This is a genomic window from Martinezella sp. CNPSo 3890 (assembly GCF_057784455.1).
The window spans coordinates 763,172-786,018 of sequence record NZ_JBXSOR010000002.1 but is presented as its reverse complement, the minus strand read 5'-3'; the positions used below and the strand labels follow the sequence as shown (position 1 = coordinate 786,018).

At 60.1% G+C, this 22,847-nt stretch carries 21 protein-coding genes; 7 read left to right on the top strand and 14 right to left on the bottom strand.

What is annotated here, in order from left to right:
• Positions 1 to 30: 30 nt before the first annotated feature.
• From AC13RC_RS09770 to AC13RC_RS09755, 4 genes are all read right to left on the bottom strand, one after another.
• On the bottom strand, positions 31 to 1,134 hold the full coding sequence (locus AC13RC_RS09770) for an ABC transporter ATP-binding protein (RefSeq protein WP_488557016.1): 1,104 nt from the start codon (positions 1,132 to 1,134) through the stop codon (positions 31 to 33).
• A 4-nt stretch (positions 1,135 to 1,138) separates the two neighbouring features.
• Complete coding sequence (locus AC13RC_RS09765; RefSeq protein WP_488557015.1) at positions 1,139 to 2,047, bottom strand: carbohydrate ABC transporter permease; 909 nt, start codon at positions 2,045 to 2,047, stop codon at positions 1,139 to 1,141.
• Entirely contained in the window at positions 2,044 to 2,919 is an 876-nt protein-coding gene (locus AC13RC_RS09760) for a carbohydrate ABC transporter permease (protein ID WP_488557014.1), read from the bottom strand. Before AC13RC_RS09760 ends, AC13RC_RS09765 begins: the two co-directional genes overlap by 4 nt.
• Before the next feature lie 161 nt (positions 2,920 to 3,080).
• Positions 3,081 to 4,277 carry a mandelate racemase/muconate lactonizing enzyme family protein gene (locus tag AC13RC_RS09755; protein ID WP_488557013.1) on the bottom strand — a complete coding sequence of 399 codons (1,197 nt, stop codon included), beginning with the start codon at positions 4,275 to 4,277 and terminating at the stop codon, positions 3,081 to 3,083.
• A gap of 337 nt (positions 4,278 to 4,614) precedes the next feature.
• Here AC13RC_RS09755 and AC13RC_RS09750 point away from each other — a divergent pair, with 337 nt between their 5' ends.
• The 5 genes from AC13RC_RS09750 (at position 4,615) to AC13RC_RS09730 (ending at position 9,649) form a co-directional block, all read left to right on the top strand.
• Positions 4,615 to 5,310 carry an RraA family protein gene (locus tag AC13RC_RS09750; RefSeq protein WP_488557012.1) on the top strand — a complete coding sequence of 232 codons (696 nt, stop codon included), beginning with the start codon at positions 4,615 to 4,617 and terminating at the stop codon, positions 5,308 to 5,310.
• A gap of 27 nt (positions 5,311 to 5,337) precedes the next feature.
• Positions 5,338 to 6,507 carry a mandelate racemase/muconate lactonizing enzyme family protein gene (locus tag AC13RC_RS09745; protein ID WP_488557011.1) on the top strand — a complete coding sequence of 390 codons (1,170 nt, stop codon included), beginning with the start codon at positions 5,338 to 5,340 and terminating at the stop codon, positions 6,505 to 6,507.
• Positions 6,508 to 6,714: 207 nt separating this feature from the next.
• Positions 6,715 to 7,932: an ABC transporter substrate-binding protein gene (locus tag AC13RC_RS09740; protein WP_488557010.1), complete on the top strand. Its 1,218-nt coding sequence runs from the start codon at positions 6,715 to 6,717 to the stop codon at positions 7,930 to 7,932.
• Positions 7,933 to 7,967: 35 nt separating this feature from the next.
• Positions 7,968 to 8,825 (top strand): carbohydrate ABC transporter permease, encoded by an 858-nt coding sequence (locus AC13RC_RS09735; protein WP_488557009.1) that lies wholly within the window; start codon positions 7,968 to 7,970, stop codon positions 8,823 to 8,825.
• Entirely contained in the window at positions 8,822 to 9,649 is an 828-nt protein-coding gene (locus AC13RC_RS09730; protein ID WP_488557008.1) for a carbohydrate ABC transporter permease, read from the top strand. The genes AC13RC_RS09735 and AC13RC_RS09730 overlap by 4 nt, the downstream gene beginning before the upstream one ends.
• Before the next feature lie 201 nt (positions 9,650 to 9,850).
• Here AC13RC_RS09730 and AC13RC_RS09725 read toward each other — a convergent pair whose 3' ends face one another.
• The 6 genes from AC13RC_RS09725 to AC13RC_RS09700 form a co-directional block, all read right to left on the bottom strand.
• Positions 9,851 to 11,059, bottom strand: coding sequence for an MFS transporter (locus tag AC13RC_RS09725; RefSeq protein ID WP_488557007.1), 1,209 nt, complete (start codon positions 11,057 to 11,059; stop codon positions 9,851 to 9,853).
• A gap of 57 nt (positions 11,060 to 11,116) precedes the next feature.
• Positions 11,117 to 12,106: an AraC family transcriptional regulator gene (locus tag AC13RC_RS09720; protein WP_162748844.1), complete on the bottom strand. Its 990-nt coding sequence runs from the start codon at positions 12,104 to 12,106 to the stop codon at positions 11,117 to 11,119.
• A gap of 143 nt (positions 12,107 to 12,249) precedes the next feature.
• Complete coding sequence (locus AC13RC_RS09715) at positions 12,250 to 12,870, bottom strand: NADPH-dependent F420 reductase (protein WP_488557006.1); 621 nt, start codon at positions 12,868 to 12,870, stop codon at positions 12,250 to 12,252.
• Positions 12,871 to 12,880: 10 nt separating this feature from the next.
• A complete protein-coding gene (locus tag AC13RC_RS09710) occupies positions 12,881 to 13,525 on the bottom strand; it encodes an NADPH-dependent F420 reductase (RefSeq protein ID WP_488557005.1) in 645 nt (214 codons plus the stop codon).
• Positions 13,509 to 14,276: an SDR family NAD(P)-dependent oxidoreductase gene (locus tag AC13RC_RS09705; protein WP_488557004.1), complete on the bottom strand. Its 768-nt coding sequence runs from the start codon at positions 14,274 to 14,276 to the stop codon at positions 13,509 to 13,511. The genes AC13RC_RS09710 and AC13RC_RS09705 overlap by 17 nt, the downstream gene beginning before the upstream one ends.
• Positions 14,277 to 14,336: 60 nt before the next feature.
• The gene (locus tag AC13RC_RS09700; protein WP_488557003.1) at positions 14,337 to 15,071 is read right to left on the bottom strand and encodes an SDR family NAD(P)-dependent oxidoreductase; all 735 of its coding nucleotides are present in this window, start codon (positions 15,069 to 15,071) and stop codon (positions 14,337 to 14,339) included.
• Between the two features lie 138 nt (positions 15,072 to 15,209).
• Here AC13RC_RS09700 and AC13RC_RS09695 point away from each other — a divergent pair, with 138 nt between their 5' ends.
• A complete protein-coding gene (locus AC13RC_RS09695; RefSeq protein ID WP_488557002.1) occupies positions 15,210 to 15,788 on the top strand; it encodes a TetR/AcrR family transcriptional regulator in 579 nt (192 codons plus the stop codon).
• A 327-nt stretch (positions 15,789 to 16,115) separates the two neighbouring features.
• Complete coding sequence (locus AC13RC_RS09690) at positions 16,116 to 17,717, top strand: ABC transporter substrate-binding protein (protein WP_488557001.1); 1,602 nt, start codon at positions 16,116 to 16,118, stop codon at positions 17,715 to 17,717.
• A 37-nt stretch (positions 17,718 to 17,754) separates the two neighbouring features.
• Here AC13RC_RS09690 and AC13RC_RS09685 read toward each other — a convergent pair whose 3' ends face one another.
• Genes AC13RC_RS09685 through AC13RC_RS09670 form a run of 4 tightly spaced genes read right to left on the bottom strand, consistent with a single transcriptional unit; the run spans position 17,755 to position 22,775 of the window.
• Positions 17,755 to 18,903: an acyl-CoA dehydrogenase family protein gene (locus tag AC13RC_RS09685; protein WP_488557000.1), complete on the bottom strand. Its 1,149-nt coding sequence runs from the start codon at positions 18,901 to 18,903 to the stop codon at positions 17,755 to 17,757.
• A 16-nt stretch (positions 18,904 to 18,919) separates the two neighbouring features.
• Entirely contained in the window at positions 18,920 to 19,957 is a 1,038-nt protein-coding gene (locus AC13RC_RS09680; RefSeq protein WP_488556999.1) for an ABC transporter substrate-binding protein, read from the bottom strand.
• 11 nt (positions 19,958 to 19,968) lie between these two features.
• The gene (locus AC13RC_RS09675) at positions 19,969 to 21,147 is read right to left on the bottom strand and encodes an LLM class flavin-dependent oxidoreductase (protein WP_488556998.1); all 1,179 of its coding nucleotides are present in this window, start codon (positions 21,145 to 21,147) and stop codon (positions 19,969 to 19,971) included.
• Positions 21,148 to 21,170: 23 nt separating this feature from the next.
• Positions 21,171 to 22,775: an ABC transporter substrate-binding protein gene (locus AC13RC_RS09670; protein ID WP_488556997.1), complete on the bottom strand. Its 1,605-nt coding sequence runs from the start codon at positions 22,773 to 22,775 to the stop codon at positions 21,171 to 21,173.
• Positions 22,776 to 22,847 lie beyond the last annotated feature (72 nt).

The following is a 22,847-nucleotide window of genomic DNA, read 5'->3' as shown; positions in this document are numbered from 1 at the left end:
TCCCTTTGAAATTCCGGCACGGGACTTTGACTAAAGCCGTTGGCCGCTCGGTGCGTCGAAAACGTTCAGCTTGTCGAGCGGCAGATAGATTGGCAGTACTTGCCTGCCGCGATAGCGGTTGGCGCTGCGACCGTCGATGCGGACGGCGATATTCCGGCCGGAAAAGGTCAAGAAAGCGAAGGCGTCAGGGCCGGACTTTTCGAAATATTCGACCGGACAATCGAAGCGGATGGCATCACCGGCATCGCTACGCTCCTCGGTCAGAAGGTCCTCAGCGCGGAAGCCGATCTTGACCGCCGCGCCGTCGATTGGCCGGTTCTTCCATTTGTATTGCCCAAGGTCGATTTCGACGATGTTTGTTTCATCGGCTGCCACGAAATCGCGACCGTTGCTTTTTATGGTGCAGTCGAGCAGGTTCATAGCCGGCGAGCCGACGAAATCGGCTACGAACAGGTTGGCGGGCTCGTTGTAGATTTCGTCCGGCGTCCCGAACTGCTGGATGACGCCCTTGTCCATCACCGCGATTTTCGTCGCCATGGTCATGGCTTCGACCTGATCATGCGTCACATAAACAACGGTATTTTTAAGCTGGTTGTGCAGCTTCTTGATCTCGATCCGCATTTCGTTGCGTAGCTTGGCGTCAAGATTGGAGAGTGGTTCATCGAACAAACAAACGCCGTATTGCTTGACGAGAGCCCGCCCGATCGCGACGCGCTGGCGCTGACCGCCGGAGAGCTGGGAGGGCTTGCGATCGAGAAGGTGCCCGATCTGCAAAAGCTCGGCCGCCCAAGCGATGCGCTGATCCGCTTCCGCCCTGGTGATGCCGCGCGAGGAAAGACCGAAGTTCATGTTTCCGCGGACCGTCTTGGTCGGATAGAGCGCGTAGGACTGAAAAACCATGGCAAGGCCCCGGTCTTTCGGGTCCAGATGGCTGACATCGCGTTCGCCGATGAATATCTGACCGCTGTCGATTTCGAGCAGGCCGGCCAGCAGATTGAGAAGTGTGGTCTTGCCGCAGCCGGACGGTCCAAGAAGAACGAGAAAATCCCCGTCCCCGATAATGAGGTTGAGATTCTCGATGACGGTGAGTGCGCCAAACTTCTTGACGATATTGTTGAATGAGATGGATGGCATGCTTTCATCCCTTGATGGCGCCGGCCGTGATGCCCTGCACGAAAAACTTGCCGAGAACGAAATAGATGGCGAGTGGCGGCAGGGCGGTCAGCAGAGCCGAGGCCATGTCTACCGCATAGTTTTTGGCGCCCGTTGTCGTGACCGTGATGTTGTTGAGCACGACTGTCATCGGCTGCGCATCCTGCGCCCCGAAGGTGAGGCCCACCAGGAAGTCGTTCCAAATGCCCGTGATCATCAGGATCAAAACGACGATCATGATGTTGCCGGACATGGGCAGCACGATTTCGAAGAAGATTCGCCAGAAGGAGCCGGAATCAATCATCGCCGCTGCGATGATCTGCGGCGGCATCCCACGGAAATAGTTGCGGAAGATCAGCGTCAAGAAGGGGAGCGACAGGACGCTATGGATGACGGCGATGCCAAAGGTCGTGCCATAGATGTGCAGCGTGCCGGCAATCTTGATCAGCGGATACATGATGATCTGGAAGGGCACGAAGGCGCAGATGAAGAGCACGAACAGGAAGCCGTTCGCCCATTTGACGTTCCAGAGCGCGAGTCCGTAGCCAGTGATGACCGAGAGCGAGATCGTCAGCACCAGGCTCGGCGCGAGAATATAGAGCGAATTGACGAAGCCGACGCGCACCCCGTTGCAATTCATGCCGGAGCAGGCCTGTGTCCAGGCATAGACCCAGGCGTCCACCGTCCAGGGGTGCGGCCAGGAGAAGATCTGGCCTTCGCGGATCTGGTTCATGGTCTTGAAGGACGTAACGACGATGACGTAGAGCGGCACTGCAAAGAAAGCTGCGGCCATCAGCAGGAAGACGAAGATGACGATGCGATGCGGCCGGATGATTGGACGGCGCCGTGCCTTCGCCTGGCGATCAGACTGCGATACCACGGAAATGGCCGTCATGTCCCGTTCCTCTGTCGGATAACGGTGATGATGACGAGGGGCAGAAAGAGGACGAGGGTCGTCAGGAGCATGACGGTGGCGCCCGCCGAGGCGAAGCCGAGATTCTGCTTTTGCCAGTAGGCGTCGATAACGAAATAGGCAGGCATGATGGAGGCGCCGCCTGGTCCCGCATTGGTCATGGCGACAATGATGTCATAGGCTTTCACGACCCCGATGCAGAGCAGAATGATACAGGTCAGGAAGGTGAGCTTCATCGTGGGGATGATGACCTCGATATAGAGCCGCCAGAAAGGTACGCCATCGAGTCTCGCCGCCTGCCAGATTTCCGTGTTGATGGATTTGAGGCCTGACAACATCAGTGCCATGAAGAAGCCCGTCGACTGCCAGACGGCGGCGAGAATGACGCCGAACATGACCGTATCCTGGCTCGCAAGCCAGTTGAATGATGCGCTCTGCCAACCGAGCGAATGAAGCACGTTTTCCACGCCGAGACCGGGATTGAAAAGCCAGCGCCAGACGAGGCCCGTTACAATCAACGAAACGGCGAGAGGGTAGAGAAAGACCGTACGGAAGATGCCTTCTCCATGGACTTCTTTATTGACGAGTGCCGCCAGTACGAAGCCCAGGACGATCGAAAGCAGGCTGCCGAGGGCGAAGATGAGAAGGTTTTGCAGCGACAGCAGCCAAGAGGCGTCGTGAAACAGCCGCCAATATTGTTTCCAACCGACCAGTTCGTAGTCCGGAAAACGCCGGCTCGCGGTGAACGAGAGATAAACGGTCCAGCCGATCGAACCAATGAAAAAGACAAGCGTCAACAGCACCGCCGGCACAATGGCCAGATGCGGGGCGGCGCGGCTCCATCGGATTCCCATGAGCCTCCTCCTACGACCGCAAGCGCTTCACTCCTCTGAAACGTCGCAATCAGTTTCTATATGAACTATATCTTGTTCATAACAGACCAAATATAGGAATCGAAAACTTCCGATGTCAAACGGTTTCGGCTAGCCATGCCGTCCTTGGGGGTTGCATGACTTCAATCGAAGAAGCTCAGATCATCCGGTCCCAAATAGCGCTTTGCCTTCTCCGGCACGAGATCGATTCCCATGCCGGGACGCTCCAAGACGTCGACGAAGCCATCGCGGACAATGGTCTGCGGCAGGCCCTCCACGATGTCATACCACCAGTCCGGGTCTCCGGTCGTGTATTCGAAAGCGATGAAATTGTTCGGTAGCGTGGCACAGACCTGGATCAGTGCACCAAGGCCGAGCAGACCATTGGCGGTGCCATGCGGCGCCATCAGGATCGAGTGGAGGTCGGCGTATTCGCAGATCCATTTCAGCTCGGCGATGCCCCCGACATCGGCAGGATCCGGCCCGATAATATTGACCGCATGGGTCTCGATCAGCTCCTTGAAATTCTGCCGCAGATAGATCTGCTCGCCGGTGTGGATCGGTGTCGTGCTGACGCGTGTTAATTCCCGATAGACGCCGGCATTGACCCAGGGCGTATAGTCACCGGAGATGAGATCCTCCAGCCACATCAGGTGATAGGGTTCCACCATCCGCGCTAGACGAATGGCGTCCGGCAGTAGCCAACCCGGGCCGCAGTCGAGGGCCAGTCCTATCGCCTCGCCCGCGACCTGCTTCATCGCGGCAACGCAATCCACAAGATGGCGAAGCCCTTTTTCGGTGATCGGACCGCGATCCAGGGCGCCGTGGAAAGGACCGTCCGATGGTTCGCCGTAATAGAAGTTCGGAACTTCGCGTTTCATCGGCGAATGAAAGCCGATCGGCTGCTTGATGATGGTGAAGCCCTCTGGCAGGGCCATCATCTTCTTAAGATCGTCGGCATAATCCTCCGGGCGATAGCCGAACAGCGGAAAGCGGATCGCGCCGTTATAGACGCGAATGCGGTCGCGCACCTTGCCGCCAAGCAGCTTGTAGACCGGAAGTCCAGCGGCCTTGCCGGCCGTATCCCAGAGCGCCATCTCGATGACGCTGACCGCCGATCCCCAAGGCTTGAAGCCGCCGCGCTGGCGGATCTTCAGCATGATGCGCTCGATGTCTGTCGGATCCTCGCCCACCAGCGCCTCGCGAAATGCGAGGATATGGGTCTTCAGGTAGGGTTTCCAGGTTTCCGCCTGGCCATAGCCGCAAATGCCTTCGTCGGTGATGATACGCACGACCGGGCTCTTGCCGATGACGGCACATTTGAGATCAACGATCTTCATTCCTGATCCTCCCTAAAAGCGGTTTTAGATCGGCGTCGCTTCGCTGGCTGGACGGAGGTTCGATCGCCGCGATGCGGAATTCCTCCAGGCGCGCGGTATCCGTGCCTGCGAAGGAAGCATGCCGGCAGCCGAGACCATCAGGACCGGGCGATCAAAGACGGGCGCGGCTTCGTCCCACGGAACACTCATTCCGTCCCATCTACCGACGGAGATTGACAATCCTCCATCCATCCCACTACCATGCAAATGTGAACAAGGGATGTTCAAATGTGAATTGATTGACAAAGATCGATCAATCCAGGCGGGCTTGTCGGCGGTCCGCCAGCGGAGGAAAGCCATGGACAAGCAAGCTCGCGAAATCGCCGGCAGGGCCGAGCGGTTCAAGAAACTCTATACGGCCGCAGTCTACGACATCATGGATGAGATGGGCTTGCCCAATCAGTGCCTGGATCTCGGCATTCGCGCACTGGATCGCGCGATGCGGATCGCCGGCCCCGCTTTCACGGTCGCCGTGACAGCGGATATGCGCAGCGACGATGAATATGATCTCGAGGAAGTTAAAAGCTTTACCTTCTTTCGCCGTATGTATCAGGGCTGTGTTGTGCTTATATCAGCGGCCGGTGAGCGCAAGGCCGGGCATTGGGGCGAGCTGATGAGTACTGCCTCAAAGGCGCGCGGCGCCGTCGGCATCGTGGTCGATGGCGGCATTCGCGACGGCAATATTCTGATGGGCATGGAGGACTGGTCGGTCTTTACCCGTTATCTCTCGCCGATCGAGTCCCGCGGCCGCACGCGCATCGGCGGCATTGAGGTTCCGATTGCCGTGGCGGGTACGCTCACGACGCAGATTCGCGTCAATCCTGGCGACTGGTTGTTCGGCGACATGGACGGCGTGGTCGTCATTCCCGCCGACAAGGTGGATATCGTTCTGGCCAAGGCGGAAGAGGTGACGACGATCGAGAATCGCTCCCGCAACGAAATCCGCGCCGGGGGTGATGTCGCCGATATCTATGCGAAATATGGGCGGCTGTGAGCATGGCATGATCGGCTGGGAGGAAGCATGAAGATCACGGCGCAGAAAGTTTTCACTGCCAATGTCTCGCGCACCAACTTTGTCTTCGTGAAGCTTTATACAGACGAGGGCTACGAGGGCGTGGGCGAGGCGACGCTTGAATGGAAGACGCTAACCATCGTCTCGGCTCTGGAAGAGCTGGAGCGCGTTCTGATCGGCCGCGATCCCTTCGCAATCGACGCCACGATCGAGCAGTTGCATCGCGACTCCTACTGGCGTACGGGCGCCGTCTTTCGTACCGCGCTCGGCGCCGTCGAGGCGGCGCTGCTCGACATCAAGGGCAAGGCGCTCGGTATACCGGTCTTCGAACTGCTTGGCGGGAAATACCGTGACCACGTCGCCTGCTATGCCAATCACTGGTTCTTCGGCGCGGTGACGCCCGAACAATATGCCGAAAACGCCCGTAAGGCCGTCGCGATGGGCTATCGCGCCCTGAAATGGGATCCCTTCGATGCCGCCGATTTGGAAATGGACAGGCAACAGCGTCGTCAGACGATTGATATCGTAGCCGCGGTGCGCGATGCGGTTGGCACTGATGTCGATCTCATGCTCGACGTCCACGGCCGGCTGAACGTGCCGACAGCGATTGCCATGTGTCGTGAACTCGCATCCTATGATCTGCGCTGGATCGAGGAGCCGACGCCGCCCGAAAGCATCGACGCGTTGGTCGATGTTCGCGCCGCAAGCCCTGTGCCGATCGCCGCCGGCGAGCGCTGGTTCGAACCGGTAAAATTTCTGGAAGCGCTCAGCAAGAAAGCCGTCGATGTTCTCCAACCAGACGTCTCGCATGCGGGCGGTCTCGGCGAGACAAAGCGCATCTCGCACATGGCGCATCATCATCTGATCCCTGTTGCTCCGCATAATCCCGTTGGACCGGTTATGAATGCGATGACGCTGCATATGTCGGTCGCGATCCCGAATTTCTCCATATTCGAAACCGTCTCCGTCGACGTGGCGTGGCGCAAGGAGCTTGTCCGCGAAACGCTGCAATTCGAGAACGGTTCGATTCTTGCGCCGACAGCACCTGGCCTGGGTGTGGAGCTCATTGAGGAGGCCTGCGCCCGCTATCCCTATACACCTCACAATGTGCCACTTTTCGACGGCAGCCTGAATAACAGCGGTGTTGCGACGGGCGCGGCGACCTTTCCCCGCGATTGACACCGGCGGGCACCGCGCGAAGTTGTGGGGGAAATTGTGTAATTCGCATGTGAATAAGGGGGGTGACGCAAGCGGCGATCTGATGTCGCGACCGACAGAGCTCACCGCGCCTGGGCCGGAAAGAGGAGCCGCCCGATCCTTGCGCAGGATAGAGGTGAATTAAGGAGACAGGCGCGGCGCTGAAACCGCGCGACGGAGGAGCAAGCGATGAAGAGTTCGAGGATAGCGGCCGCGCCCGCCACGGTCTTGGTATTTGCATTGACGGCCGGCGGCGCCTTTGCCGGCGAAGTTGTCTGGTGGACGCCCAACTGGGGTCAGGCTCGCGCCGAGAAGTTGGCGGCGGACTTCCAGAAGGCCAACCCCGGCATTACCATCAAAATGGAGATCACCACCGCCAACGGCCTGCCGCAACGCATCCTGACAGCATTGCAATCGGGAGCCACACCCGATGTTATCGAGGTGCAGCACCCCTGGGTGCAGGGCTATGCTCAATCCGATCTCGTGCAGCCGCTTGACGACGTCATCCAGGATAAGGACGACTACAACCAGGCGTCGATTAACTACGACACCTATGAAGGCAAGCTTTACGGAATTCCCTACCGCATCGAATGCGTTGGTCTTCTTTATAATCTCGACGACTTCAAGGCTGCCGGTCTCGATCCCGCCAATCCACCACAGACCTGGGATCAATGGATGGATGCCGCCGGGAGGATGACGACGGGCGGCAAATTCGGCATGGCGATCACCGGAGGCGGGGAGGTCGGAAACACGATCACGCGCCTGCTGCCGCTGATCTGGATGAACGGTGGCGACATTATCAGCACCGATGGCAAACGTGCTGTCGTCAACTCGCCGGAAGCAGTCGCGGCCGTTAAGTTCTATACGGATTTCTACAAGAACAAGTATTCGCCGGACTCGACGCTCCAGAACGATGGCATCGCCAATCGGCAACTGTTCATTGCCGGCAAGATATCCATGTACCAGACGGGACAGTTTGATATCGCGCCGATCATCAAGGAAAGGCCCGATCTGAAGCTTGGCGCTATGGCAACGCCCCATCCCGATGGCCGGCAGACGGCGGCCGTCATCGGCGGCTGGAGCTATGTCGTCCCCAAGGAGGCTAAAAACCCGGACGATGCCAAAAAGCTCATTCAATTTCTGAATAGATCGGACAATCAGGGTTTCTTCACAGACACCTTCCCTGCCAGAGCATCGGCGCTGAACTTGCCGCGCTTCCAGGACCCGATGCTGAAACAATTCGCCGCAATGCTGCCCTATGGCCGGCCCGCGCCGAATACGCCTCATTGGGTGGAGATCTCACAGACGCTGTTTGATGGCGTTCAGCGCATATTGTCTGGCGATCAGGATCCAAGAGCCTCGATGGATCAGGCCAATGATGAGATTGAAGCCCTGCTCGATAATTGAGCTTGCCGTGGTCGGATGAGAGAAAAAGGTGATTAATGGATCGCCAGTCTACCGGTCTTTTGTTCGTTCTTCCCGCCATGATCGTGCTGGCCATGTTGATAGCCTATCCCGTCGCCTATACGATATTTCTCAGTGCGACCGATATGCACGGCGCGCTGACGGTGCGAAACTTTACCAACGTGTTGCGCGCGCCGGTCACGCGGCAGGCCTTCTTCAATCTCGTCTATTTTGTTGGCGGATCCATCATCTTTCAGGTCGTGCTGGGCACGGCTGTAGCGATCCTGCTGAACCAGCATTTCACGGGCCGCGCCCTGTTGCGCTCGATTACGCTGATCCCCTGGGTCGTGCCGGGCATCGTTGCCGCCACGACCTGGGCGTGGATGTTCCACACTGAATTCGGCATCATCAATTATATGATGACGGGTATTGGGTTCTTTCCTGCGCCGATCAGCTGGCTGACGAACGGCAATACTGTCATGCCAGTGCTGATCGCAATCAATGTCTGGAAGCTCTTCCCCTTTGTCGCAATCATGGTGCTCGCGGGATTGCAGGCGATCCCGAAAGAGCTTTATGAGGCAGCAAAGGTGGATGGAGCGGGGTTTTTCGAGGAGGTCTGGTACATCACGCTGCCGCAAGTGCGCTCCGTCATCGTGGCGGTGACGTTGCTTCTCGTCATATGGGGGCTGAACTCCATCACGCTGATCTATGCGATTACCAAGGGCGGGCCCGCCAATAAAACGCTGATTACGCCGATCCAGATCTTCCGCCTCGCCTTTGAAAGCTTTCAGTTCAATCAGGCAGCCGCGCTTTCCGTAATCTTCGTCGTCGTCGCCGGCACTCTGGTCGCGCTTTATCTGAGAGTGTCCTCGGCCGCTGAGGGAGAGGCACGATGAAAATCCGCTTCAGCTCCCTGGCAATCGTCTCCTCCTGCCTCGTGCTGGCCTTTATCTGCCTGTTTCCCTTCGCCTGGATGGCGCTGTCTTCCATCAAGACGCTGCCGGAGCTCTACACCGTGCCGCCGCACTGGCTGCCCTCGGTTCCTACGATCGGCAACTATATCAACGTCGTCTTCAACTCGAATATTCCCCGCTATTTCTTGAACAGCGTCATCATCTCGGTCGGTTCGACCGCGCTGGCGTTGATCCTGGCGATCTTCGCATCTTATGGATTTGCGCGCTTCGATTTCCGCGGCAAGCGCCTGCTGCAGTCATTGGTCCTGATTGGACAATTGCTGCCGACGGCGGCGATCATCGTGCCACTGTTCATCACGCTGCGATATCTGCATCTCGTCAACACCTATTGGGGACTGATCCTGGTCTATATGATCATTACCCTGCCGCTCAGCGTGTGGATGCTGACCAGCTATTTCAAGGCGCTGCCAGTCGAGCTTGAAGAGGCAGCGACAATCGATGGCGCTTCGCGCCTCGGCATTCTGTTCCGAATCACGCTGCCATTGTCGACCCCCGGGCTGGTCGCCGTCGTAGTCTATGCCTTTGTCACAACCTGGAACGAATTTATCTTCGCACTGTGCTTTGCGACCGACTCGTCGGTCAAAACCCTACCGATTGGGCTTGCAGAGTTCTCGACCGAATTCAACACCGATTGGGGTGGTGTCATGGCGGCATCCATGGTGATGACCGTTCCGATCGCCGTGCTTTTTCTCTTCTTTCAGAACCTGTTCGTCGGCGGTCTGACGGCCGGCGCAACCAAGGGATGATAGCATGACGAATGATAAATAGGTTCAACCCGCTCAAGAGCATCGCCCAGGCCGCCGGCGATGGTCGGCGGCTTCGTCTTCGGAGCGCCACAAGTGCGGCACTCGGCCTGGCATGGATTGCCCCCTCGGCGCTTGCCGGATGGCCGAGGCTCATGGCATCCTCGGTTCGATCGCGGTTGCTTCTCAATCCAGAAGCAAGGATTAGCCGCGAGGTTGTGTCAGCGCCAAGGCGAGTGTCGATACGGCTAGGACGGCGGTAAGCGTCAGAGGGCCGACAGCGCCATAGCGATCGACGATATAGCCGCCGAAAACCGCGCCGATGCTGATGGCGACCTGAAAAGAGACGACCATCAGGCTGCCGGCCGCCTCCAAAGCGTCGGTTGCCCCGCGGGAAAGATTGGTCGGCAGTACAACCGGTGCCATGCCGAAGGCGAAGCCCCAAAGCGCCACGAGGCCGAAGGCAATACCGGTTTGAGCGCCCCAAAGCACCAAGGCAAGCGCGGCAAACGCCATCAGCGCCGCCGTGAGAGCCAGGGCCAGGCGAATGCTGGCGTCGGCCATTCGGCCACCGGCCACATTGCCGATCACGGAAGCGATGCCAAACCCAAGCAGAGCCAGGGCGATCGATCTGGTTTCAAGGAGCGTCACTTGTTCGAGGAAGGGACGCACATAGACCGAGCCGGCAAAATGGCCCGTCATCAGCAAAAGAATGGCAAGCATCCCCAGCTGAACGCTACGCCGCCGCGTCAGCCGGAAAACATCGGCGAGACTGTTGCTTGTGCTCGCGGGCAGTGTCGGTAAGCTCAGTACCTGCAGCAGCAAGGCGAGCGCGGCAAGTCCGGCGGTCATCGCCATTGCCACGCGCCATCCCAGCCAGTCGCTGATCAAAGCTCCAACCGAGGGCGCAGCTATGGTGGCGAGCGAGACGCCGAGGGTGACGATGGCCATGCCCCGACCCGTCGAATTGGCGCCGACCAGTCGCGCCACGACGGCGACTGAAAGCGCCCAGAAACCGCTCAGCGCGATGCCCAGCCCAGCCCGGCCCAACAACAATAGCCAAAAGTCCGTCGCCAATGACGCAAGGACATTGGAGCCGATCGCCAAGGCGCTGAGGCCGACCAACACCGTCTTGCGGTTCAGCCTGCCGATCAGAACATTGCTCAATAGGGCGGTGACAGCGCCGACGGAAGCTGTGGCGGTGACGACCTGTCCGGCTGTTCCCTCGGTAATCGCAAGATCGCGCGCCAGCGGGGTTAGCAGACCCGCCGGCAGGAATTCAGCCGATACCAGCGCGAAGCTGGTGGCCGCCATTGAAAGGACGGCGAACCAGGTCGCCGCGCTCCACGTGGATGGTTCCGGGGTATCCGGGTCAATGGCTACCCCGTCAAGTTGCGATGTCGTGTCCGTCATAGGTATCTCCTTAAGTTAGGAGAGGTCATAGACGAACTATTCGGGACGGTATGTGTCCTAAAATCCGAAATCCATGTCCATTCGTCCGGAACTTGTGCGTCGCACAACGCCCGGTGAGACGCTGGTGATGCGTTTGAAGGCGCGAGCGAAGGATGCCTCGGATTCATAGCCCAACCGAGAAGCAACTTCGGCGACTGACATGCCGCTTTGCCCCAACAGGTCGCGGGCAAGCTGCATCCGCAAACGGGCGAGATAATGGGCCGCGCCTTCTCCTAACATAGCATTGAAGCGCTCGGCGAAGATCGAACGCGATTGACCCGCCAAGCCCGCGAGACTTTTGAGGGTCCAGTTACGGCCGGGGTCTCGGTGCATGGCCGCCAGCACACGACCGACATGGGGATCGCGGATGGCGGCGAGCCAGCCGGTGGTCGAGCCCCCGCTGCAATTGACCCAGCAGCGGATGAGCCTTGCCGCGAGCAAGTCGGCCATGCGCGACAAGACGGTCGCGCTTCCCATCTGCGGCTGTGTCGCCTCCGCCGACATGGCCGCCAGCAGGGGGCCAACGATCGGGTCATTGCCGGCCACATCACAGCCCTTGATGATTGGCGGCATCAAGGCGATCAAGGGATTAAGTGCATGCGCGCCCAAGACCATGGAGCCGCAGAAGAGGGTGCTCGTCGCACCCGTTCCGTCCCGCACCACGTCGCATACGTTGCTTCCCAATCTTGTTATCTGGCAGCTCTTGCGCGAGTCACCCTCGACATCTGGCGCGCTGGCCAACCGGTGTGCGACACCTTGCGGCAGCAGAACCAGATCGCCATCGTTCAATTCCTGCCATCCTTGCGCTTCGGTATGGATCCAGCACGGACCCTGGCTGACAAAGTGAAAACGAAGCAGCTGTTGTTGCGGAAAGGCGATGCTCCATGGATGTCTGAGTTCGCAGCGTCCATAATTGACGCCACTCAAGCGAAAGTCTTGCAGGACTTCGCTTAGGGCGTCCATTGGGACATTTGACGGCGACAATGGTTGAGACGAATGATCAAGCATCGAGCCAATTTAGGTCTCAAGCGTCCAGCATTCAAGCGGGTCAGCGATGCAAATATGACCGCTCCTAGCCAGCAAGGAACGCTGTCTCAATCATACGAATGCCGTCAAGCGCGGGCTCCCAATATCCGGCCCGCGCCGATGGTTCAGCCAAGATCGATTTTCATGGCGAAATCCCAGGTACCGGCGCCGTTCCTGGCCAGGCTGATCATCATCAAGCCGAGCGCTTCCAGCGTCTGGGCCATGTGCAAGCCACCAACGTCAAACGGACGGAGCCCTAGACTTTCAAGGAAGGTCGAGACGCGTGCCTTCGCCTTCGTGTCGTCGGCTGCGATGAACGCGTCGAGGCGTCCACCCTTGGCCAGCACGTGACCGAAGATCGTGTTGAACGTCTTCACGACAGGCGCGCGGGCAGGGAGGCGCTTGGCGATCTCGTGCGCGCCAGAACCGCCATGCGGAGTGACGAGACCCGAAAGGTCGGTGGCAACGGGGTTGGTGATGTCGATAATCACCTTGCCGTCAAGCGAGTTCCCGTAATCGGCGATCACAGCCGCGGCGCTGGTGTAAGGCACTGCCAGGACGACGATATCCCCGGTCGGAGCGGCGCCATAAGTCGCTGTCGTCGCTCCGGCTCCGATCTGCTCGGCGAGCGCCCGCGCCTTGGCGGGATCGCGGCTGGCCACCTCGACGGTATGCGCGGCCTTGGCGGCAAGGCCGCCGATTGCCGCGGCCATGCCGCCGGATCCAATGATGCTGATAGTGCTCATGCATGATTCCTCAATCGAACTTGACCAGATCCTTAAAGATCAGATGACCCCAGTCGTTGCCGCGCGCCTGAACGAGCAGCCCACCTTCCGAAAGGCCGCCAAGGTTGATCGGCGCGAAACCGAGTTGTTCGGCAAGCGCGGCAATCTCCGCTGTCGCGCCGCCGTCGTCGCTCGCCAGGAACACGACTCTCCTGCCACCATGCACGGCCGGATCTTGGTCGAGCACGGCGGCAGCCAGATGATTGAAGCCCTTGACCAGTCTTCCACCGGAGAAGGCCTGCGCAACGAATTTGGACGACGGCTGCCCTCCCAGTTTCTCGGGAGGCACGCCGTAGGCATTGGTCACATCGACGATCGTCTTCCCCTGCCACGTGGACAGCACCTTGGCGACGTCCGGGTGCTGTTCGAAGCGGACAGCTAGAAAGATAACGTCGGCCTTCACGGCTTCTGTCAGGGTCTTGGGAATGATCTCGGGCCCCATCGCGGCTGCATCGGATGCGAAGCTTGCCGGGTCGCGCGTGGTTGCAACGGACACCTCGATGCCGTTGCGGGAAAACGCTTTGGCCAGAGCTCGGCCGATCTTGCCGAAGCCGATAATCGCGTAGCTCATGATATTCTCCTTCGATTGTTCGGCGCGGTCAGAGCTTGTAGCCACCGCTTGCTTCAATTGTCTGGCCCGTCACCCAATGGCCGTCATCGGAGGCCAGGAACGCGACGACGGCGGCGATTTCCGAAGGCTCTCCAAAGCGTCCCATCGCGATTTCGGCCTCGACCGCCTTGACGAGTTCGGGGTTTTCTCGAATGGCGGCGTTGACATCCGTTCGCGTGTAGCCGGGCGCGACAGCGTTCGCGGTAATTCCGCGCGGTCCCAGTTCCGCCGCCAGCGCATGGGTCAGGTTGTTGATGGCCGCCTTGGCCATCGAGTAGACAGGCGCGGCCGTCACGGGCTTCGTGGCGGCGGCGGATGAGATGTTGATGATGCATCCGCCGTCGGCGAGACGCTCCAGGGCCGCCTGAATGATAAAGAAGGGCGCGCGGGCATAGACCGCGATCAGGGTGTCCCAACTGTCCGGCGTCGCGTCCTTGAAGCCAACCCAGCCGGAGTTGCCGGCGTTGTTGACCAGAATGTCGAGGGCTTTGCTTCCGTTTCGCTTGGTGAACTCGTCGTCGAGTCTCTCGAATAAGATCGGGACGGTCGCCGGGTCAACGAGGTCCGCGTGGATCGCGAACGCGGTGCCTCCAGCATTCTCGATGGCCGCCACCACCTCGTCGGCGCCAGATTTGGAGGTGTTGTAGGTTAGCGCGACCGTCGCGCCATCCTTTGCGAGGCGCTCGGCGATGGCACGACCAATGCCGCGCGACGCCCCGGTTACGAGAGCGGTTTTTCCTTTGAGAGGATGTGCCATTTCATTTCCTTCCGTGGATGTATGCATAATTGGATGACTGACCCGGCCGTGCGGGGCACGTCAGAGTTGAGCCAGGCCGCCGTCGACGGCGACTTCACTGGCGGTCATGAAGCTGCTGTCGTCGGACGCGAGGAAGGCGGCCACTGCTCCGATCTCCGCCGGATCGGCCATGCGCTGGAGCGGTGTCATCGCGGCGAAGGCCTTCTGGCCCTCCTCGCCGAGCGCTTCCTTCGCGAGTTCGGTCGCCGTCGCTCCGGGCGATAGCACGTTCACCCGGATGCCCGTGCCCTTCAGGTCCTCGGCCCAGGTCCGCGCGAGATTGCGCACTGCCGCCTTGCTCGCGCTATAGGCGCTGAATGCCGGGGCGCCCGTGGTGCCGGCGCTCGATCCGGTCAGGATGATCGAACCGCCCCGGCCCATCAGCGGCAGCGCCTTCTGGACCGTGAAGATCGTGCCTTTCACATTAGTGTCGAAAGTCTCGTCAATATGCTCTGCGGTGATCTTGCCGAGCAGAAGCGGGCTGCCCGCCCCGGCATTGGCGAAGACGATGTCAAGGGTTCCGCGCTCCGCCTTTACCGCCGCATAGAGCCGATCCAGATCGGCTTCATCGGAAACCGAGCCCTTCACCGCGCGGGCATTCGGCCCGAGATCGACCACGGCGGCATCGAGCGCTTCCTGCCGGCGGCCGAAAATGAACACGAAGGCGCCTTCCTCGATGAACCGCTTCGCCGCGGCGCGACCGATGCCGGTGGCGCCACCCGTAATGACTGCAATCTTACCCTCAAGCTTTCCCATGACGTCTCCTTACGCTCTGTCGACAGCGCCTGTTGTCATTTGCGCCGACGGACGCTATCTAATGGATCACTGATCCGATTCATAAATGGATCACCGATCCACATATATGGATCACTGATCCATTTAGCAAGGTAGTCCATGCGAGCCGACGCGGAAAAAAATCGCAGCCAAATTCTCACCGTCGCGCGTGACGTTGTCGCCGAGCATGGTGTGGACGCGTCGATGCGTGACATTGCCCGCCGGGCCGGCGTCGGCTTGGCCACGCTGCTCCGTCATTTCCCGACGCGGGAGGCGTTGTTCGAAGCGCTGCTGTGTACCCGTCTGGACGCTCTGACCCGGAGGGCAACCGAACTCGAACTGACGACTTCGGCCGACGAAGCACTTCTCTCCTGGTTTCGAGAATTGGTGGAATTCACCCAAAGCTCTAGGGGCGTTGTCGCCATGATGGCGGCCGCTCATACGAACCCCGACTCCGCCCTTTATGCCTCGTGCGCGGCCGTGCACGCGGCGGGCGCGCGACTACTGCTGCGCGCCCAGGCCGAGGGAACGGCGCGCCCCGATATGAATGGGGACGACCTGTTTGCCCTGATAACGGCTCTCGGCTGGGCGGTCGATCAACCCTCATTCGCGCCACGGGCGGATCATCTCGTTCACCTCGTGGCGAGCGCCATCCTGACACATTGGCCTCGCGACGATGTGAAGAAGGCAGCGGTTTGAATAAGATCCGGGCACTTTTCCTCAAATTGCCCCACGCAACGAAGCGGACTGGATCGCCGCCTGGCACAAAGCCACGCCTTTGAGTAGCGGAAGCCTGACGCGGCCGCGCGAACGCCATGAAATGCGGCCGCCAACCCGCATGATTTCTTGTGATCGGAAGGGAAGTGGACGTCTGCACCGCTCCATGCGGCGGACGCCAGATAATGCTGGCGGGAAGGATTGCTTTCGCCTCACGCTAGAAAAACTGCCTTTGGATCTTCGGGTTTCGACACGATCATTTCCGCGACGGGACTGGTGCCCGGTAACGCCAATTTTCGGAGCGAGCAAATGTCGATCAATCGCCGTCACTTCAACCAATTGCTGCTCCTTGGCGGCGCGGGTCTTGCCTGGGGAGGCTCTCCGTCATGGGCAAGCGCCGCGGAAACGCCGGTGAGCGGCGGAACCCTGAACTGGGCCTACTATCCCGATCCGACGGCGCTGATCGCGATCAACACGTCCTCCGGTACGGGCCAGGCGATCGGACCGAAGATCAACGAGGGACTGCTCGATTTCGATTACGATCTCAACCCGAAGCCGCTTCTGGCGACGTCATGGTCGGCAAGCGACGATGGTCTGCGCTACACCTTCGCGCTTCGCAAGGGCGTCAAATGGCACGATGGCAAGGACTTCACCTCCGAGGATGTAAAGTTCACCATCCTTCGCCTCAAGGAGGCGCATCCACGCGGGCGCATTACGTTCCAGAACGTGACATCCGTCGAAACGCCCGATCCGCTCACAGCCGTCATCGTTCTGTCCAAACCGGCTCCCTATCTGATCTCCGCGCTCGGCAGTTCGGAATCACCGATCGTGCCGAAGCATGTCTACGAGACCTTCAAGCCGAGCGAGCAGCCGACCCTCGCGCAGACGATCGGCACAGGTCCCTTCATCCTGAAGGAATGGGTGCCTGGCAGCCATCTGATCTTCGACCGTAACCCGAATTATTGGGACGCGCCGAAACCCTATCTCGACCGCGTCGTCCTGCGCGTCATCCTCGATCCAGCGGCAAGGGCCGCGGCTTTGGAGACGGGAGAGATCGATATTGGCGCGAATCCCGTGCCGTTATCCGACATCGAGCGGCTGAAGGCCAATACCAACCTCGTTGTCGACACCACGACCTACGCCTATTCCGGACCACAGCAGCAGCTGTTCTTCAATTATGAGAACGAGATTCTCAAGAAGAAGGATGTGCGATTGGCGATCGCGCATGCCATCGATCTGCAGAAGCTCGTGGACATCGCCCTCTTCGGTTATGCGCAGGTCTCACCGAGCCCGATCAGCACAGCCTTGCCGAAATGGTATGATCCCAGCATCAAGGCCCGCGTGCCCGATCCTAAGCTCGCCAACAGGCTGCTCGACGATGCCGGCTATCCGCGCGGTCCCAATGGCACGCGCTTCAAGCTGCGGCTCGCCTATAATTCATTCCTGCAGCCCTCCTATGCCGACTTCATCAAGCAGTCGCTTGCCGCGGTCGGCATTGATGCCGAGATACTCAAGCTCGATCTCGCCACCTTCCTGAAGACGGTCTATACGGATCGTGCATGGGATCTGGTGATCGAATCCTTGTCCAACACCTTCGATCCGACCCTTGGCGTACAGCGCGCCTATTGGTCGAAGAATTTCAAGATCGGCCTGGTCTTCTCCAATGCCAGCCACTATTCAAACCCGGAGGTCGACGCGGTTCTTGAAGCGGCCGCCATCGAGCCGGACGAGACCAAGCGCCGGCAGCTCTGGTACAAGTTCCAGCATATCATCCACGACGACGTGGTTTCCGTCGATCTGGTGGCGGCAGGCGCGCAGATCGTTGCCAACAAGCGGGTGAAGAATTTCGCGCCCGGGGCACAGGGCATCAACAACAGTTTCGGCCAGATATGGCTGAGCCCGAATGCCTGAACAGGGTAGGCAGGGCCGATTGTGAACGGGAGCCGGCTTATCCAAGCCGGTTCAATGCGTTCCTGGCCGCGATCGCGCGGATCATATGGCTTTGCGGCGCGTGCGCCCGGGCGGTGATCGCATCGCGATGATGGCGTTCAAGCTGGAAGTCGCGATTGAGGCCGGGATTGCCGGCGAGCTCCAGCGCAAGACTGGTGACCGCGACGGCGTTGTCGACGACGACATGGCGAACATGCATGCCGTCCATTCCCACCGGCCGGCCGGCATCGACATCTTCCCCAAGCGAGCGCAGCAGCCGGGCGTTCGTCGCAAGCCGCACCTCGATTTCACCGAGGCCGTCCAGGACGCGCGGCACCGTCGCGATTGGTGCGCCAAGGCTGGCAGGGCTATGCGTGCTAGCAAAGCCAAGAACGCGGTCCCGCGCGGCTCTGGCAACGCCATGATAAACCGCACCAAGCAAGCCGAAGAAGAAGGCGGCGGCATGCTCGTCGCGGCGGATCAGTTCGCTGGCCGGTTGCGCCTCGATGAGATCATCGAGCGGTACCGATACGTCTTCGAGAATGATGTCATCGCTCGCCGTCGCGTGCATGCCGGCCGCATTCCAGCTCTTCTCGATCCGAAAGCCGGCGGCATCGGTCGGCACCAGAAACGAAGCAAGGCGCGGTTCCTCCTCGTCGGTAACGGCCAGAAGCGACACCCATTTCAGCACGGGGATGCCGGTCACATAGCTCTTATGGCCGGAAATGCGCCATCGATCGCCATCACGGCGCGCGATCGTCTCGGGCAGGGCACCATGGGCGGGCGAACCGATGCGCGGCTCGGCTTGCGCATTGTTGATCAGCGCCACGCCCTGCCTGTTTGCCGACAGGACGCGCTCCGCGAGATGGCGGGGCCATTTGCCAAGGCGGCGGATAGTAAAATGCGAGGTGTAGTGCATGGCGAGCACCAGCGCGGTCGAGGGTTCACCACGGGCGATCTCGCTGATGATGGCCTGCGCCGATGTCAGGCCCTCGCCGTGGCCGCCATGATCCCGGTCGCTGACGAGGCCGAGTAGGCCGGCATCGAAAAGCCGGTCGAAATTCTCGAAAGGGAAGGCGCCCGTTGCATCGTGATGCGCGGCCCTCCTGGAAAAGTCCTCGGCAAGGTTTTTCGCCTTGCCGATCAGATCATCAGTGGTCTCTGTCATTTCGTTACAACGTGGTTCAGGCGACGGCGCGTGCGGTAAAGCCGTCGAGATGGCGGCGGTCCACCCATTCGCCAATATCGAAATCGCCGGCCAGGAAGCCGAAGTCGCGCAGGAAATTCTTGTAGTGTTCGACTGCGCCGACGAGTTCCGGTTCCAATCCCAGGCCGAGATGGTGATGGATTTGCGGCCCATTGGCGGCAAGAACCTGCTCCTCCGTCGCTCCGGACTCACGCGCCACGAAGCGGCGGGTTTCTTCCGGATGGGCTTCCGCCCAGGCGCCTGCCTTGAAAATCGCCTCGATCAATTTGCGCACGAGATCGGGACGCTCGTCGGCCAATCGATCATCGACGGTCAGCACGCGCGGCGAGCCGGAATTGATGCGGATTTTCGGATCGGGATGAAAACCGAACTCGGCAACCTGCACCGCGCCGATGAGATTGGCGACGTTGATCCCGGCGGTTCCCTTGACGTAGATCGCGTCCACCTCGCCGCGCAGGAGAGCGGCAATCTCCTCGCCATAGGCCTGTCGGCGCTTAAGACCGAAGAGGGAGGGGCCTTCCTGGCTGGCGAGCACGGAATCGGTTAGCGCGATCTCGACGATCTCAACATCGTTGATGGATAAGCCTTCGAGCGACAGGGCCGAGATCAATCCCTTGAGCGCCGTGGCACGCATGAAATCGACGATCCCTTCGGGGCGGCGGGCGATGCCGAAGCGTCGGCCCTTGAGATCCCTGGTCGTCTTGATGCCGGTTCCCGGCAGCGTGATGATCGCCTGAAACTCATCCGTCCAGGTAATGCCGACAAGGCGCGTGCGCCGGCCTTCGGAGCGCGCACGAATGGGCGGCACGTTGCCGCCATGGCGGAAGGACCAATCGAGCGTATGGTTGAAATGGCTCTGCCGGATGTTGCGATCCGGAGAGTCGATAATGGATTTCAGCGTGACGCCTTCGCCGCGAAAACCGTCTTCGAGATAGCCGAGCTGCGCTGCAAGGCCCACAGGGGTCGGAACGGGGCAGCGCGTGTACCAGATTTCGGAAATGGCATTGCTGGTCATGATCGTTCCTTTCAGTGGCGCAGGCCGGCTTGTTTCATCAGCGGCAGGACATCGCTGCCGAAGAATTCGAGATCGTCGCGGAAATCGAAAAAGCTGAGCTGCAGGCCGTCGATACCGGCCGCCCTCAGCTTGATGAACTGGTCGACCACCTGCTCCGGCGAGCCGATGACACGGATATTGCCGCCGATGAAGCGATAGGGATCCTGTGCGTCGCGGCCCTTCCAGGCATGGGCGTCGGAATCCAGCGACTGGAAGCCCTTACGGGAACGCTGGTCGGCATGGGCGACGATCCGGTCGGCGAGTTCCCATGCCTCCTTCTCGGTCGGACGGCAAATGACCATCGGATTGAGCAGGGTGCGCACGCTGCGTCCGACATCGGCGGCGGCATCCTTCACCTTCTTGCTATGAGCCGGAAGGGAGGCGAGGGCGCTGTCGATGTCAGCACCGGTCGGGCTGGTGATGAAGACGATATCCGAGTAGCGGCCCGCAAAGGCGATACCGGCATCCGAGCCGGTGGCGTTGACGAGGATCGGCCGACCGAAATTCGGTTTTGGTGTCACGTAGCCGCCACCGAGCTTCCAGCTGCTTTCACCTTCGAAGGAGTAGTTCTCGTCGTCGCTCCACAGCCGCTGCACGACCTCGAGAAATTCCGCCGCGAGCTCATAGCGCCTGTCATGCTCGATACGCTGCCAGCCGAACATTTCGTGCTCGACGGCCCTGTGCCCGGTGACGACGTTGATGCCCCAGCGGCCGCCGGTGATGTGGTCGAGCGTGGCGCCGAACTTGGCAAGGTGCAGCGGATGCCATGGACCATAGAGAACATGCATTGTCGAGATGAGCATGATCTTCTTGGTGAGGCCTGCGAGCGCTGCGGTCGAAACGAAGCTGTCGAGTGCGTGACCGTCGAAGACGCCGCCATAGCCACCCTTGGGAAGCCATTGCGACAGGGCGAACACCAGATCGAAACCCAGTTCCTCCGCGCGCAGCGTCAGCGCCTTGTTGTAGTCGAAGCGCCAGTCAGTCGAGCGTTCCAGGGTCGACTGCGTCCAGCCGCCGGCCTGGATCGGCAGGAAGAGGCCGAGCAAAATGGGTTGTTTCAGTGCCTGTGACAGCGGGCTATCTGGAAAATCGGTAGGTGCCGCGAATTTCGGCAGGCCCACGATGGAACCAGGACGGTGCTGGATGGACATGGCGTTTCCTTGCTTTCGATGCTTCAGGCGGTTGCGATGTAGGCATGGGCAAGGCTGCCGGCGATGCCTTCGCCGCCGAGCGTGTGGTCGGCGATACGCTTGTTGTAGATGGTCAGTTCCGGCTGGCTGACGATGTCGAGGGCCGGCAGATCCTCGACGAGGATCTTCTGGATCTCGCGCCATTGCTCGACCCGCTTCTGGGGATCGACCTCGATGGCGGCGGCCTCGAGAAGGGCGTCGACCTTGGGGTTGCTGTAAGCCGAGCCATTGGAGAAGGGCACGCCCGGCTTGAAGTTCTTGCTCCAGTAAAGCCGCTGCACGCCGACCGTAGGGTCGAAGAGATTGCTCATTCCCTCATAGGCGAAATCGAAATCGCGATCGGTGTAGATGCGCTTGGTGTAGGTCGCGAAATCCTGGCTGCGCACCGTCACCTCGACGCCGACCTTCGCGAGTGCCTGGCGGATATATTCCGAGCCACGGCTGTAGGGTTCGCCGCTCGGCACATAGTCAAGATTGAGGCGCAGGCGCACACCGTCCGAACCGCGCGGATGGCCGGCCTCGTCGAGCAGCTTCTCCGCCGCGGCAAGGTCGATCGGATAGGTCTTGAGATCGGCGACAAACCATTTCGCCAGATTGGGATTGATCGGGCCGGGGATCGGTTCGCCATAGCCGTAGTTGATGGTGTCGCGGATCACCTTTCGGTCGATGACATGCGCGAAGGCCCGCCGGACGCGGACATCCTTGAAAACCGGCCTTTCCTGGTTGAATTCGATACGACTGACGCCATTCGAATATTGATAACCCCTTGTTTCGAAGGCGAGGCTCGCCACGCCCTTGAGGCGGTCGAGATCGCTCAAGGGGACGGGCGTCGATGGCGCCAGATCGATCTCGCCGGTCTCAATCGCGATCGAGCGCGCGGCGGCGTCGGGAATGAAGCGGACAATCAGCTGGTCGAGATAGGGACGCGGCTGATCCCAGTAGTCGGGATTGCGCTCGTAGACGATATGGCTGCCGCGCACCCACTCCTTGAACTTGAAGGGGCCAGTGCCGACTGGCGCCAGATTGACAGGATTCTCGGCGGCCTTCGTGCCTTCATAGAGATGGCGCGGAACGATTGGCGATTCCGACGCGGCGAGCGCGGTAATCAGATAGGGAGCCGGTTTGGACAGGACCAGGATCGCGGTCAAGGGATCGGGTGTTTCGATCTCGACGAGGTTCAGAAAGGTATTGCGTCCGCGCGGGTGGACATCCTTGAGCGTCCTGATCGAGAAGACGACGTCATCGGCGGTAAAAGGCTTGCCGTCGTGCCATTTGACTCCATCGCGCAGCTTGAAGGTGTAGCGTAGCCCATCATCGCTGATGGACCATTGCTTGGCCAGCAGCGGCTGTGGGTTAAGATCGAAATCATAGGTCAGCAGCCCCTCTGTTACCTTCGGGGAGACATAAACCGAGTTGAAGGCCGTATGGGCGATCGTCGTCAGGACCGGCGGCTCGGCCGAAAGCAGAAGCGTCGCGGTGCCGCCACGTGATGGAGCCGCATGGGCGGCTGTTCCTGTTACGGCGATCGCACCGAGCGCTGCCGACGAGAGCAGGAAACTCCGGCGTGTAATCGTGGAAAGTCTGGTCATCTGAAGTTGCCTCACCCGTCTAAACTCGTGTTGCCGTGTCTGAACTGCCGTTGGTTTTATGTTCTCGAAGGG